Origin of the sequence: Mycolicibacterium smegmatis (assembly GCF_001457595.1) — a bacterium.
Lineage (GTDB): Bacteria > Actinomycetota > Actinomycetes > Mycobacteriales > Mycobacteriaceae > Mycobacterium > Mycobacterium smegmatis.
Window position 1 is genome coordinate 3,603,490 of record NZ_LN831039.1, and the last position, 13,390, is coordinate 3,616,879.

The window sequence follows — 13,390 nt, forward strand, 5'->3', positions numbered from 1 at the left end:
CACGATGGGCACCCTGCACCTGATCGAACACCCGCTGGTCCAGCACAAGCTCACGCTCATGCGTCAGAAAGACCTGTCCAGCAAGGGCTTCCGGCAGCTTCTGAACGAGATCTCGATGTTGATGGCCTATGAGGTGCTGCGTGACATCCCGTTGCACGACGTCGAGATCGAGACGCCGCTGGAGCACATGACCGGGACGGTGATCGACGGCAAGAAACTGGTGTTCGTGTCGATCCTGCGGGCGGGCAACGGCATCCTCGACGGCATGCTCAGCGTCGTGCCCAACGCCCGCGTCGGCCACATCGGCCTCTATCGTGATCCGAAAACCCTTGTCGCGGTGGAGTACTACTTCAAGCTGCCCAACGACGTGGCCGAGCGCGACGTCGTCGTGGTCGACCCGATGCTGGCCACCGGGAACTCCGCGGTCGCCGCGATCGACCGCGTCAAGGAGCAGCGGCCCCGTTCGATCAAGTTCGTCTGCCTGCTGACATGCCCGGAGGGCATCGCCGCGGTACAGGAAGCCCATCCCGAGGTGACGATCTACACCGCGGCGGTCGACCGTGCACTCGATGAGCACGGCTACATCGTGCCGGGACTCGGCGACGCCGGCGACCGCATCTTCGGCACGAAATGAGCCGGCCGGGCACCCGCGTCGCCCCCGCCCGCCCGCCGCACCGGTGGGGACTGGGCGCCTTCGTGCTCGTCGAGGTGGTCTATCTGGCGGTGTCCGGAGCGTTCGCGCTCGCCGCCGCGCGGGCCGAACCGCCGGTGGGGCTGATACTGGTCACGATCGCCGTTCCCACCGTGCTCGCGGCCTCGCTCGCGGTACTGATCGCACGCATCCGGGGCAACGGCGCGCGCACCGATTTCCGGCTGCGCTGGTCCTGGCGCGAACTGTGGATCGGGATCGCATTCGGTTTCGGAGGCCTGTTCGTCACGCTGCCCGCGGCGGCACTCTACCTGTCGATCGTCGGCTCCGACACCACGTCGGCGGTGGGCGAGGTGTTCGAAGGCGTGCGTGCGACATGGCCTTTGGCGCTCACGGTGTTCGCGACGGTGACGTTCGTCGCGCCGGTGTGCGAGGAGATCGTCTACCGCGGCCTGTTGTGGCGAGCGCTCGAACAGCGCTGGGGACGCATCGTCGCGGCGCTGGTGTCCACCGTGGTGTTCGCGCTCGCGCACTTCGAGCCTGTGCGGGCGCCGCTGCTGCTGGTGGTCGCGATCCCGATCGCCGTCGCACGGCTGTACACCGACGGACTGCTGGCCGGGATAGCGGCCCACCAGGTCACCAACCTGCTACCCGGCCTGGTGCTCATGTACGGGCTGATGGGTATGACGCCGGCCTGAACGTCACCTCCTGCGGTCGCGCACCTTGTACGTCGAGGGCCACGACATGCGGCTCTCGTCGCCCACCAGCGGGGTGCCCGAGCCGCCGACCCGCACGTCGTAGGCCTCCTGGCCGGGCCCGACCTCGCGATTGGCATGCTCCTGCGCCAGGTAGTACAGCTCGTCGATGGCGGCCTCGCTGTACGCCACGAACGTGGTCTTGCGGACCACGTCGTTGATGCCCTCCATCATGCGGTCGGGCAGGACGCGCGACACCAGCGCCGCCACGCCGAGCAACGCGAACGGTATGACCCAGTAGCACACGAACGACAACGGAGTTTTGGTGTCGAGGATCGTGGCGTCGCCCTGCACGATCGGCGGGATGGCAGACGAGACCGTCATCCCGGCGAATGCACCGACCCACACCCACGTGAGGATCGCGACGATGCGCTTGAACAGATCGCTTTCCACGACCCCCGGCGGCTGGCCGACCTCTGCGTACTCCTTGACGAACGGTTTGCCGATGATCGCGCCGACGAGTGCGACCAGGAAGATGCCTGCGTTGCTCAGCGGCTGCATCCACCGCTCCATCGCGTCCTGGCTTAGCACGAAGGTCAGGACCGTCAGGACCAAAAACGTCGCCAGCGCGCCGATCTCCAGTGTCCGCCCCGGAGTGCCCGAGATCCTGCTGATGACGAACGTGGCAACGGCGGTCGCCAGCGCGATCAGCACCGCGGTGAGGAACGGGACGTTGCCGACGAGTACCCAGTAGATGATCCATGGCGCGAAGCCGAACAGTATGCCCACGAGGGGACAGTCTAGGGGCTTACCGTTGGCAGTTCGGCAAGTATCACGGCATGGGTGTCAGCCGGCGTCGTCCGACCCGGAATCCGGCTCGGGGCCATCGCGGCGGTCATCGCGCCGGGCATCGCGCTGGGCACTGCGGCGCCACTCGGAGATCTTGCGGCCCACCGAGTCCGCCGCAGATGTCGCAGCCTGTCCCACGCCGTCGACGATGCCGCCGAGGCCGTCTCTGATCCCACGGATCAGCGGATCGTCCGACTGGTCGAAACCGTCCCGGTAGTGGCGCGCCGCCTCGCCGATGTCATCGCGCAACGCGGCTTTGTCGTCGTCTTCGCGACGTGGATAGTCCCCTGCCATGACCGCGCCGTAGCCACCGGTGTCCACCCACTGCGTCAGGGCCGCGGCCCGCAACACCGAGAACGGATGTGTCTTCAGTTCCAGGTTGAGCAGCTTGAGCAGACCGTCGCGCATATCGCCTGCGCGTTCGTACTCCCGCGCCTGCGCGAGGAACGCCTGCGAGTCGAGCTTGTCGAGCCGCGCCCCGGCCGCGAGCTTCAACTCGACTCGGATCGCGGTGTCGAGATCCTGGCCGCACAGCAACCCGGCCCGGTCTCCCGAAAGTTCGGATTTACGTTCCCATTCCATCAGAGCGGCGACGATGGCGCGCAGCGCCCAGCCGCCGATCGGGACGAACCCGAACGTCGAGGCGATCCGCATGAGATGCATCAGCATGGTGCGGTACACCGCGTGACCGCTGAGGGCATGGCCGAGTTCGTGACCGATGACGAAACGCATCTCGTCGTGCGACATGAGGTCGTACATGCCGGAGGTGATCACGATGAACGGTTCGTCCATACCGATCGTGTACGCATTCGCCACCGGCGACTGTGTCACGAACATCTCCGGGCGGCTCGGCGCGTCGAGCACCCGGGCGCAGTCGTCGAGCAGCTCGTCGAGATCGGCGAACTGGCGCGGCCCCACACGTGCCGAACTCGCGAGGTACAACAGGCGGTGCTGCCGTTCGCGGAGCATCCCGGAGAGCACCTTGAGGACCTGGTCGAAGCCCTTGAGCCGGCGCAGTGCGGTCAGCGCGGTCCGATCTGCCGGATGCTCCCACGCACGGGAACTGATCCCCGGAAAAGTCGTCCGCTGCGGCGGTTGCGTCGCCGGTGGTCGGGTCATGTGGAACCGCCCCTTTCGTCGCCTGCAGGTCAACCCTACGGACGGCGGACGAGGGGCGGTGCCACTTTTTGCCGCGGTGCGGGATCAGGCGATGATGCGCACCAGGTACGGCGTCATGTTCTCCGTGCGCACCGGGGACACCTGGACACCGGAGTCGGTGGTTTCGACCATCTGGCCGTTGCCGACGAACAGCGCCACGCTCTGCGTGCCCTCGGGGCCGTAGAAGATGAGGTCACCGGGAAGGGCTTGCGACGGCAGGACCTTCTGGCCCACCTTGTACTGCTCACCGGAGGAGCGCGGCATCTTCACACCGGCGCCCGCGAATGCGTAGACGATGAGCCCGGAGGCGTCGAAGCCGACGACGTCGGGCGCCGGGGCGGCGACCGGGGCCACCAGGCCCGGAGTGATCGCCGGTGCGCTCAGGCCGGGCGTCACCGCGGGCGTGTTCAGGCCCGGCGTCAGCGCCTCGGGCGTCGCGGCAGGCGCGAGGCCCGGATAGGCGCCGGTGGGAACGGCTGCGGCAGGCGGGATCTCGCGCGGAACACCGCGGGTGGGACCGTTGACGTCACCACCGCCGTAGGTGAACGGCACACCGCGCTGCGAAAGCGCCCTGGCGATGACGATTTCGACGAATCTCTGGTTGCCGGCGGGCCGGTCGTACGGGGCGGCGGCGGCGATCCCCGGGATCCCCAAGAGCACCGCGGTGCTCACCGCAAGACTCACCAAAACGGCATACGCGCGTCTCATCCGAACATCAACTCTCTCGACCTCGGGGTGAAACACGACGCTGACTGCTGGTCGACTCCAGTAGCGTCAATTAGTTCTACCCCGCCGCGCGGCGGTTTGCCCAATCCGTAAGGGGCACAGGGCTGATCAGATGCAATACCGTGACCGAACGGTGATGCACCGCCGTCCGGGGTGACTCCGGACACGCCGCCGCGCAGTGACGATACCGGCGTGCGGCGACATCACGGTCACGTCACCTCCGCCGTGCCACACCCGACGCCACGCGCCGGAGGACGACCGGAAGATGGTTGCTGGAGCGATGATCGGCCAGACACCCACCACGCGGGCGCCGTTCGACTGCCAGGATGAGCACATGCACCCGAACCCGCTCACCTTCTCGGCCCGGTTGTGGCAGCAGATCGAAACCGTCTATGAGGAGATCCTCGCCCACCCGTTTCTCACCGGTCTCACCGACGGCACGCTCGACGAGAAGACGTTCGCCCATTACGTCGCCCAGGATGTGCACTATCTGCGCGACTACGCACGCGCGTTGTCGATCGTCGCGGCCAAGGCCCCCACCCTCGCCGACACCGCGATGTTCGCCCGCCACGCCGCCGAGGTCTTCGACGTCGAACTCGGCCTGCACGGTGAACTCCTGCCCGAACTCGGTCTGGATGCCGCGACGCTGGAGGCCGAGCCGGTCGGGCCGACCACCCAGGCCTACACCAGTTACCTGCTCGCCACCGCCTATGCGGGCAGCTTCGCCGACGGTCTGGCCGCGGTGCTGCCGTGCTACTGGATCTATGCACGCGTGGGCGCCGAGCTGATGCAGCGCGGTTCCAGCGACCCCCGGTACCAGCGCTGGATCGACAGCTACGGCGGCGAGGAGTTCGCGGCGACCGTCGCCGAGGTGCTCGCCCTCACCGATCGCCTCGGTGCGACACTCGGCGAAACCGAACAGGCCACCGCGCAGCGACATTTCGTGGTCACATCCCGCTACGAGTGGATGTTCTTCGACGCCGCGCACCGCCGCGAGCAGTGGCCGGTGTGAAAGCGCCCGTAAAAGCGCCAGGGTCGAACCGGAATACGAAGACCCCCACCCACGCGCGATGAGTGGGTGAGGGTCTGCGGTCGGTATTCGAGAACTCGTGTCAACCGAGCGCTTTCAGCGCTTCTGCTAGCCGAGCGCTTTCAGCGCTTCTGCTAGCCGAGCGCTTTCAGCGCTTCTGCTAGCCGAGCGCTTTCAGCGCTGCCTCGTAGTCGGGTTCCTGCCCGATCTCCGGCACCAACTCGCTGTACACGACGTTGCCGTCGGCGCCGATCACGACCACGGCGCGCCCGAGCAGGCCGGCCATCGGGCCGTCGGCGATGGTGATGCCGAAGTCCTCGCCGAAGCTGCTGCGGAACGCCGACGCCGTCGTGACGTTCTCGATGCCCTCGGCGCCGCAGAAGCGCTTCTGCGCGAACGGCAGATCCTTGGACACGCACAGCACGGTCGCACCGCTGGACGCGGCCTTCTCGTTGAAGGTGCGGACACTGGTGGCGCAGACCGGGGTGTCGACGGACGGGAAGATGTTCAGCAGTACGGACTTACCGCTGAACTGGTCGTTGGTGACCTCGCCCAGATCGGTGCCGGTCAGCGTGAAGCCGGGGGCAGAAGAGCCGACCGCGGGCAGCTCGCCGACGGTGTTGATGGGGTTACCACGCAGTGTTATCTGTGCCATGCACAACAGTCTGTCAAAACCCGGGCCGGTTCCAACAGTCCGGGGTGATAGCGAGCGTCGATGACGGGTGGGGCCGGGTCCGTGACGAGGGGTCTGGATGATGGGCAGGGATGATCGAACTTCCTGATGCGGTACGTGCCATGGCCGCACGCGGACCGCGGTGGCAAACCTGGGTCGACGGTCTCGCCAAACTCGTGCGCACGCAGATCGGCGACTGGGAACTGACCGTCGACGGCGCCGCCATGCATGGCTACTGCTCGATCGTCGTGCCGGTGCGTGACCGCGACGGCGCCTCGGCCGTGCTGAAGCTCTCGTTCCCCGACGACGAGACCGAACACGAACATCTCGCGCTGCGGCGGTGGGGCGGTCACGGTGCCGTACGCCTACTGCGCGCCGACCCGCATCACCGGGCCCTGCTGCTCGAACGGCTGAGCAACCGAAACCTCAACGAGCTCTGGGACATCCAGGCCTGCGAGATCGTCGCCGGCCTCTACCGCGCACTGCACGTGCCTGCACTCCCGCAGGTGCGCTCGCTCCCCCGGGCCGTCACCCGCTGGACCGACGGGCTGGCGGCGCTGCCGCGCAGCGCACCGGTGCCGCGCAGACTCGTCGAGCAGGCCATCACCCTCGGCGCGGATCTCGCCACCGATCCGTCCAGTTCCGGCGTGCTGATCCACGGCGATCTGCACTACGAGAACGTGCTTGCGGGCCCGGTCGGCAGCGACGACGGCGACGACGGCGACGACACCGACGGCGGCCCGGGTTCCTGGGTGGCGATCGACCCGAAACCGTTCGACGGCGATCCGCACTACGAACTGGCCCCGATGCTGTGGAACCGCTGGGACGAGTTGACCGGATATGTGCGCGAAGGCGTACGGCGCCGGTTCTACGCAGTGGTCGACGCGGCCGGTCTCGACGCCGACCGCGCCCGTGCGTGGGTGATCGTGCGCATGATGCACAACGCGATGTGGGAGCTGACCGAACGGTCCGAGCCCGACGCTCACTGGCTCACCACGTGCGTGGCCATCGCCAAGGCCGTTCAGGACTGACCGGTCGGCGACCTCAACTCGCCGAGATGGCCGCGCGCAGGCGCTCGCGCCACCACGCCACCCGGGCCGGGTCGGCCATCGCGAACTGCTCGAGAAGTTCGGGCTGCGGAGCCGGCGGCATCGGCGCGACCGGCAGGCAGCCGTCGGCGTCGGCCACCAGTGAACGCGATGCGGCCACCAGATCCCCGGTCAACAGCGGTCGGGTGCCCAACTGACATGCGAACGGCAACTCCGGCAGGGCGCCGGCCACCGCCAGGCCGGCCGCCAGCCCGATCGTGGTCTCCCACATCGAGGTGACCACGCACGGCAGGCCGCTGGACTCGGCCACCCGCAGCGCGCGGCGCGCCCCACCGAGAGGGCCACACGCCAGGACCACGACGTCAGCGGCCTCACGCAACCGCGGGTCCACGGGCACAGCCGGATCCGCCGAGGTGTCCCGCATGGTCGCGTGCGCGGCGATGCGCACGTCGATCTCCTTGCGCAAGCGCACCAGATCGTCGAGCGTCGCGCACGGCCGCTCGACGAACTCCAGACCACCCGCGGCTGCGTCGAGTGCCGCGACCGCGGTACGCGCCGTCTGCGCGTCCCACCGGCCCCTGGCATCGCACCGCAGCGCACCCTCGGGTCCCAGCACCTCACGGACCGCAGCGACCCGCGCCGTGTCGTCGTCGAGGCTGCCGGCCCCGACCTCGACCGTCGCCGTGCGGCACGGCGATCCATCGACGATCTCACGGGCCCGCCGCACATCGACCACGGGTACCGAGACCGCGACCGGTACCCGGCCGCGCACCGGGTCCGGCCAGCCCACCGTGCCCGGTTCGATCGCCGCGGTCAGCCACCGGACCAACGCCGCATCCCCGTCCGCCGCGTCCACACCGGCACCAGGGGGACTGAACTCTCCCCAGCCCTGCGGGCCCTCGACGAGCAGGCCCTCCCGCACGGTCGCGTCGCCCACCGGATCGGTCAGCGCGATCGCGAAGGCCGGCGCACGCTCGAAGTCGATCAGGGTCTGCACAAGTTCGTGACGGTAGCCCATCGGTACTGCGCAGCGCGCAGTATTGCCGCGCATAGAATGCGGCCATCACGGTCAAGAGACTGCGCGAACAGGAGTCCAGATGACGCGGACGATTCGGCGGGGTGTGCGCACGGTGGTGTGGGGACTGTCGCTTGCCGCCCTTGCGGCGGCCCCGATGGGCGTGACCACGATCGTGACACCTGCTGTCAGCGCCGCGTGCGCGCCCGGTGAGACCGGTGTGACCAACGGCTGCGCCCCGTTCTGCGTGCCGGGCCGCCACCTCGACACCGCGACGGGCCTGTGCCTCAAAGACGCACCGCCACCGCCGCCACAGCTCCCCGCGCCCGCCTCATGAGCGGCCGATAATCGATTCGAGCCCGAGCGCGCGGCCCGTTAGGCTGGCCGCCATGCCGAAAGTCCTGACCGTCAACGTGGCGCATCCCCGCCCGAACCCGGACAACGGGAAGCGCGTCACCGGTATCGACAAGCGCCCTGTCGACGGTGCGGTCGAGGTGCGCTCCCCCGGTCCGCGGCGCGGTGGCCTGGGCAGCGGGTTGGTGGGCGACGTCATCGGCAACTCGAAGCACCACGGCGGTGACGATCAGGCCGTGTACGCCTATGCGCGCGAAGATCTCGACGACTGGCAGGTGGCCCTCGACCGGGAGCTCACCAACGGCATGTTCGGCGAGAACCTCACCACCGAGGGCATCGACGTGACGAACGCGGTGATCGGTGAGCGGTGGCGCATCGGAACGGGCGGCCTGGAACTCGAGGTGACGCGCCCGCGCACGCCCTGCCGGACCTTCGCGGCATTCCTCGAGATCAACGGTCTTATGAAAACCTTCACCAGGGCCGGGAATCCGGGCGCATATCTGCGGCTGGTGCGGCCGGGGCACGTGCGTGCGGGAGACTCTGTCGAGATCGTCGAGCGACCCGACCACGGCATCACCATCGGCTTCGTGTTCCGCGCGCTCACCGGCGAATCCGAGCTGCTGCCGGAGATCCTGCGCGCCGACGCGCTGGCCGCCGAACTCAAGGAGCGCGCGGGGCGGCGCGTCGGCACGGCCGGCTGACTCAGGACGTGAAGCCCGGCAACGTGATCCCGACCGCGGCGTTCTCCTCGGGAGTTCCCAGCCGGTAGCCGTAGCGTTGGGCGGTCGCCACGAAATGCGCAAGCTCGGCGGGCGTCATCGGTGGTGAGCCTGCCGAGCGGCCGATCTCGCGGAAGAACCGGCCGATCTGCGGCGTGGTGATGACCAGATCGACGGCGGGTTCGTCGGAGATGTTGCGATGTGCGTGCAGTGCGTCACCCGGGACCCGCACGTAGTCACCCGCGCGCACGTCGTGCCACTGCAGACCGTCGTCGCCGTCGATCAGCACCTGGTGTTGCCCGGACAGGATGTAGAAGTCCTCGAAATCGTTGTGGCTGTGCAGCGGAACCGCCACACCGGGCGGCAGGACCGCGCGCAGAACGCAGATCTGGTTGTGCTCGTCGTCACTGAAGGTCACGAACTCCACGGTGGGCCCGGCCGCGTCGAGGGCAGGAAATCCCGCCCCCGCAGCAAGATTCGCAATGATCCCGGTGTCCGAGGGGTGAGGCAAAGTCGACTCCTGTCGGTTGCTTGCTGATACGTCTACTGGACGGTTTCGGACACCAGACCCCGTTGCTCGGCCACCTGGCGCAGCGATGCGCGCAACTGCCGGCGGCCGCGGTGCAACCGGGACATCACCGTGCCGAGCGCGGTGCCGGTGATCTCGGCGATCTGCTTGTACGACAGGCCTTCCACATCGGCGTAATAGACCACGATGCGGTACTGCTCGCGCAGATCGGCCAACGCCTCCTTGATCTCCGTGTCGGGCAACGCTTCCAGCGCGTCGACCTCGGCAGACCGCAGGGCATGCCGGAACCGCAGCACCTCGCCGTCGGTGACACCCTCCATCGGCACTTCGTTGGGCCGCCGCTGACGTTTGCGGTACAGGTTGATCCATGTGTTGTGCAGGATGCGGTAGAGCCAGGCCGTGAGATTCGAGCCCTCACGGAAAGTGTGAAAACCCGTGTAGGCCCGCAGAATCGTCTCCTGCACCAGATCCTCCGCGTCCTGCGGGTTGGCTGTCAGGCGCAGCGCCGCACCGTACAAGCGGTCCACCATGGGCACCACGTCGCGCGCGAAACGCGCGCTCAGATCGGCACCCGGACCACCGTCCGGTGCGGTCGCTGCGTGACAGGTCATCTGGCGCCCTGGCGCTTCCGTACGGCGTCCTCGATCCGGTCACCCGTCAACTTGTCGATGTTGCGCCAGTACTCGAACACCCGCTGCAACACGGGTTCGGAGACCCCATTGCTCAGGTGTCCCGCGACGTTGCCGACCAACCGGTCGCGCTCGGCGTCGTCCATGACGCGGCGCACGAGGTCACCGGCCTGCGTGAAGTCGTCGTCCTCGGCCCGCAGGGTGTAGGCGGTACGGACCATGTCCCCGTCGGCGTACCACAGCGCCTCGTTCGTCTGGTTCGGGTCCGCGTGCGGGGCACCGTAGGAGTTCGGGGCGTACACCGGATCCGAGACGTTCGTGACGCGCATCGCCCCGTCCTTGGAGTAACTGTGCACGGGGCATCGCGGTGCGTTGACCGGGATCTGCTTGTAGTTCACCCCGATCCGCGCACGTGCGGCATCGGCGTAGGCGAACGTACGGGCCTGCAGCATCGTGTCCGGGCTCAGACCGGTGCCCGGCACCTGGTTGCTGGGCGCGAACGCGGCCTGCTCGATCTCGGTGTGGTGGTCGGTGAAATTGCGGTCCAGCACCAACCGGCCGACGGTCACGAGCGGATAGTCGGCGTGCGGCCACACCTTGGTCAGGTCGAACGGGTTGATCCGGTAGGTCTTCGCGTCGTCGAACGGCATGATCTGGACCGCCAGGGTCCAGCTCGGGTACTCGCCGCGTGCGATCGCCTGGTGCAGATCACGCTGGTGGAAGTCGGCGTCCACACCCGCCAGCCGGTCGGCCTCGTCCTGCGTAAGGTTTTCGACGCCCTGGTCGGAGATGAAATGGTACTTCACCCAATGGATCTCGCCTTCCGCGTTGATCCAGCTGTAGGTATGACTGCCGTACCCGTTCATGTGCCGCCACGTCCGCGGGATGCCGCGGTCGCCGAACAGCCACGCCACCTGATGTGCCGATTCGGGCGTGAGCGTGAAGAAGTCCCACTGCATGTCGTGATCACGCAGCCCGGTGTCGGCGCGGCGCTTCTGGGACCGGATGAAGTGCTGGAACTTCAGGCCGTCGCGGATGAAGAAGACCGGTGTGTTGTTGCCGACGATGTCGAGATTGCCTGCGCTGGTGTAGAAACGCAGCGCGAATCCCCGCGGATCACGCCAGGTGTCCGGGCTTCCCCGCTCACCGGCGACCGTGGAGAAGCGGATGAGCGTGTCGGTCCGCACACCTGGCTGGAACACCGCCGCACTGGTGTAGCGGCTCACATCACCGGTGACCTCGAAGTGGCCGAAGGCGCCCGACCCCTTGGCGTGTGGTTGCCGCTCCGGGATGCGCTCGCGGTTGAAGTTGGCCATCTGCTCGATCAGATAGTGGTCGTGCAGCAGGATCGGCCCGTCCGGACCGATGGTGAGCGAGTGCGTGTCGCTGGGCACCGGCGCGCCGGCGTCGGTGGTCGTGGCCCTCGGCTCGGTCATGATGCGTCCCTCCCCCTCACTCGGGCCAGGTGTTGGTCAGGATGATGTTCACGAAGTCCTCGCGCTCGAACGACGGGTCGAAATGGGCCAGCACGTCGTCGTTCACGGTGCCGAACGTCGACTGCGGACGTTGCCGCACACCGTCGTTGAAGGCACGCAGGATACGGTTCTTGAAGTCAGGGCGCGGATGCACCGCGGTCACCGCGGCCAGATCCTTCTCCGACAGATCGTCGCGGCCGATACCGAGCACGTCGGTCTCCACGCCCGCGGTCACCAGCGCCACCTCGGGATCGAGGAACTCGGGCACACCCGGCGTGGTGTGCAGCGCGATACCCAGCCACACCTTGCGTGCGGCTTCCTCACCGAACCCGCGCTGCAGCAGGAAATCTCGTGCAGCATTGGCACCGTCGACCTCGAAACGCAACGCCGAACCGGAGCGGTACGGCTCAGTCAGGCCGATGTCGTGGAACATCGCGCCGACGTAGAGCAGTTCCAGATCCGGCTGCAGGCCGCGATGCCGACCCTGCAGCGCCCCGAAGAAGAACACCCTGCGGGAGTGGTGGAACAGCAGGTCGTCCTCGACGTCGCGGATGTACTCGGTGACCTCACGCACCAATGGCGTATCGGGAACCGTGATACCGGCGACCTGGGTGGAACCGATTGACACAGACATGGCGAATCCTCCTTGGTTCGAACTTCGTCGATCGAGACATCTGGAAGAGTCGTGACCTCCTCGCCGGGTCTGCCGCAGTGGGACGCTTTTTGCGTTCTGCCTCCCAATAACGACGCCGCCGCCGAGAAGGATCACTTCCCGTTCTTGCGATCCGTTGTCAGTCTGCGGCGCGGCGTGAGCCGTGAGGCATGGCCGATCTGCCACATTTCCCACAAGAAGCGACACAATGGGCGAATGGCACATGCTCCGAACCGGCGCACCGTCGTGATCGTCGTCTTCGACGGGATGAAACTGCTTGACGTCGCAGGGCCGGCAGAGGTCTTCGCCGAGGCGAACCGGTTCGGCGCCGACTACGTGTTGAAGATCGCCTCGGTCGACGGTGCCGACGTCACCACGTCGGTGGGTACGAGATTCCCTGTGGACCAAACCATCTCAGACATCGAGCACGCCGACACCGTACTGGTGTCCGGCGGCGACGACCTGGTGGGGCGGCCGATCGACCCGCAGCTGGTGGCCGCCGTGCGCGAGTTGGCGGGCCGCACGCGGCGCCTCGCCTCGATCTGCACGGGAACGTTCATCCTGGCGACCGCGGGCCTGCTCGCCGGGCGGCGCGCCACCACCCACTGGCGTCATGCGGGTCTGCTCCAACGTGCCTATCGCGACGTGTCGGTGGAACCCGACGCGATCTTCGTGCGCGACGGCGACATCTACACCTCCGCCGGGGTGTCGGCAGGCATCGACCTGGCGCTGGCACTGGTGGAACTCGACCACGGCTCGGAGCTGGTCCGCGAAGTGGCCCGCTCGCTGGTCGTGTACCTCAAACGCGCGGGTGGCCAGTCACAGTTCTCGACGCTGATCGAGTCCGATGCGCCTCAGCAGTCGGCGCTGCGGCGCGTCACCGAGGCGATCGCGGCCGACCCGGCCGCCGATCACAGTGTGCGCAGCCTCGCCAAGGTTGCGGCGTTGAGCACGCGGCAGCTCACCCGGCTGTTCCAGTCGGAACTCGGCACCACACCGGCGCGGTTCGTCGAGATGGTCCGCATCGATGCGGCGCGCGCCGCTCTCGATGCCGGAATGTCGGTGAGCGACACCGCGAGGCAGGCCGGTTTCGGCAGCCCCGAGACCCTCCGGAGAGTGTTCGTCACGCATCTCGGGGTGTCCCCGAAGGCCTACCGGGACCGGTTCCGCACCGCGGCCAGGAACTGA

At 67.7% G+C, this 13,390-nt stretch carries 16 protein-coding genes; 7 read left to right on the top strand and 9 right to left on the bottom strand.

All coding sequences use genetic code 11. The features are described from left to right. The first annotated feature begins 4 nt into the window (after positions 1–4). Entirely contained in the window at positions 5–634 is a 630-nt protein-coding gene (gene upp, locus AT701_RS17355; protein WP_058126288.1) for a uracil phosphoribosyltransferase, read from the top strand. Beyond that, complete coding sequence (locus AT701_RS17360; protein WP_174519596.1) at positions 631–1,347, top strand: CPBP family intramembrane glutamic endopeptidase; 717 nt, start codon at positions 631–633, stop codon at positions 1,345–1,347. Before upp ends, AT701_RS17360 begins: the two co-directional genes overlap by 4 nt. A gap of 3 nt (positions 1,348–1,350) precedes the next feature. Here AT701_RS17360 and AT701_RS17365 read toward each other — a convergent pair whose 3' ends face one another. From AT701_RS17365 to ripD, 3 genes are all read right to left on the bottom strand, one after another. Beyond that, entirely contained in the window at positions 1,351–2,133 is a 783-nt protein-coding gene (locus AT701_RS17365) for a hypothetical protein (protein ID WP_011729097.1), read from the bottom strand. A gap of 57 nt (positions 2,134–2,190) precedes the next feature. Next, on the bottom strand, positions 2,191–3,312 hold the full coding sequence (locus AT701_RS17370; protein ID WP_011729098.1) for a M48 family metallopeptidase: 1,122 nt from the start codon (positions 3,310–3,312) through the stop codon (positions 2,191–2,193). 84 nt (positions 3,313–3,396) lie between these two features. Continuing rightward, positions 3,397–4,059 (bottom strand): NlpC/P60 family peptidoglycan-binding protein RipD, encoded by a 663-nt coding sequence (ripD, locus tag AT701_RS17375; RefSeq protein WP_011729099.1) that lies wholly within the window; start codon positions 4,057–4,059, stop codon positions 3,397–3,399. Between the two features lie 352 nt (positions 4,060–4,411). On the opposite strand from ripD, the gene tenA reads away from it, so the two are divergent. Further along, positions 4,412–5,089 carry a thiaminase II gene (gene tenA, locus AT701_RS17380; protein WP_014877712.1) on the top strand — a complete coding sequence of 226 codons (678 nt, stop codon included), beginning with the start codon at positions 4,412–4,414 and terminating at the stop codon, positions 5,087–5,089. Positions 5,090–5,267: 178 nt separating this feature from the next. Here tenA and tpx read toward each other — a convergent pair whose 3' ends face one another. Then, entirely contained in the window at positions 5,268–5,762 is a 495-nt protein-coding gene (tpx, locus tag AT701_RS17385) for a thiol peroxidase (protein WP_003894924.1), read from the bottom strand. Positions 5,763–5,872: 110 nt separating this feature from the next. Here tpx and AT701_RS17390 point away from each other — a divergent pair, with 110 nt between their 5' ends. Continuing rightward, on the top strand, positions 5,873–6,811 hold the full coding sequence (locus tag AT701_RS17390; protein ID WP_058126289.1) for an aminoglycoside phosphotransferase family protein: 939 nt from the start codon (positions 5,873–5,875) through the stop codon (positions 6,809–6,811). 13 nt (positions 6,812–6,824) lie between these two features. On the opposite strand, the gene AT701_RS17395 is transcribed toward AT701_RS17390, so the two are convergent. Continuing rightward, on the bottom strand, positions 6,825–7,880 hold the full coding sequence (locus AT701_RS17395) for an enolase C-terminal domain-like protein (protein WP_058126290.1): 1,056 nt from the start codon (positions 7,878–7,880) through the stop codon (positions 6,825–6,827). A 46-nt stretch (positions 7,881–7,926) separates the two neighbouring features. Between AT701_RS17395 and AT701_RS17400 the strand changes: the two genes are divergently transcribed. Then, on the top strand, positions 7,927–8,181 hold the full coding sequence (locus tag AT701_RS17400; RefSeq protein WP_011729103.1) for a hypothetical protein: 255 nt from the start codon (positions 7,927–7,929) through the stop codon (positions 8,179–8,181). A 52-nt stretch (positions 8,182–8,233) separates the two neighbouring features. Further along, positions 8,234–8,899: an MOSC domain-containing protein gene (locus AT701_RS17405; RefSeq protein ID WP_003894928.1), complete on the top strand. Its 666-nt coding sequence runs from the start codon at positions 8,234–8,236 to the stop codon at positions 8,897–8,899. A 1-nt stretch (position 8,900) separates the two neighbouring features. On the opposite strand, the gene AT701_RS17410 is transcribed toward AT701_RS17405, so the two are convergent. Genes AT701_RS17410 through AT701_RS17425 form a run of 4 tightly spaced genes read right to left on the bottom strand, consistent with a single transcriptional unit; the run spans position 8,901 to position 12,184 of the window. After that, complete coding sequence (locus AT701_RS17410; protein ID WP_058126291.1) at positions 8,901–9,428, bottom strand: cupin domain-containing protein; 528 nt, start codon at positions 9,426–9,428, stop codon at positions 8,901–8,903. 32 nt (positions 9,429–9,460) lie between these two features. Then, on the bottom strand, positions 9,461–10,057 hold the full coding sequence (locus AT701_RS17415) for a sigma-70 family RNA polymerase sigma factor (protein ID WP_003894930.1): 597 nt from the start codon (positions 10,055–10,057) through the stop codon (positions 9,461–9,463). After that, on the bottom strand, positions 10,054–11,511 hold the full coding sequence (locus AT701_RS17420; RefSeq protein WP_058126292.1) for a catalase: 1,458 nt from the start codon (positions 11,509–11,511) through the stop codon (positions 10,054–10,056). The genes AT701_RS17415 and AT701_RS17420 overlap by 4 nt, the downstream gene beginning before the upstream one ends. A 16-nt stretch (positions 11,512–11,527) precedes the next feature. Next, positions 11,528–12,184 carry an HD domain-containing protein gene (locus tag AT701_RS17425; protein WP_058126293.1) on the bottom strand — a complete coding sequence of 219 codons (657 nt, stop codon included), beginning with the start codon at positions 12,182–12,184 and terminating at the stop codon, positions 11,528–11,530. Positions 12,185–12,418: 234 nt separating this feature from the next. On the opposite strand from AT701_RS17425, the gene AT701_RS17430 reads away from it, so the two are divergent. Further along, complete coding sequence (locus tag AT701_RS17430; protein WP_003894933.1) at positions 12,419–13,390, top strand: GlxA family transcriptional regulator; 972 nt, start codon at positions 12,419–12,421, stop codon at positions 13,388–13,390.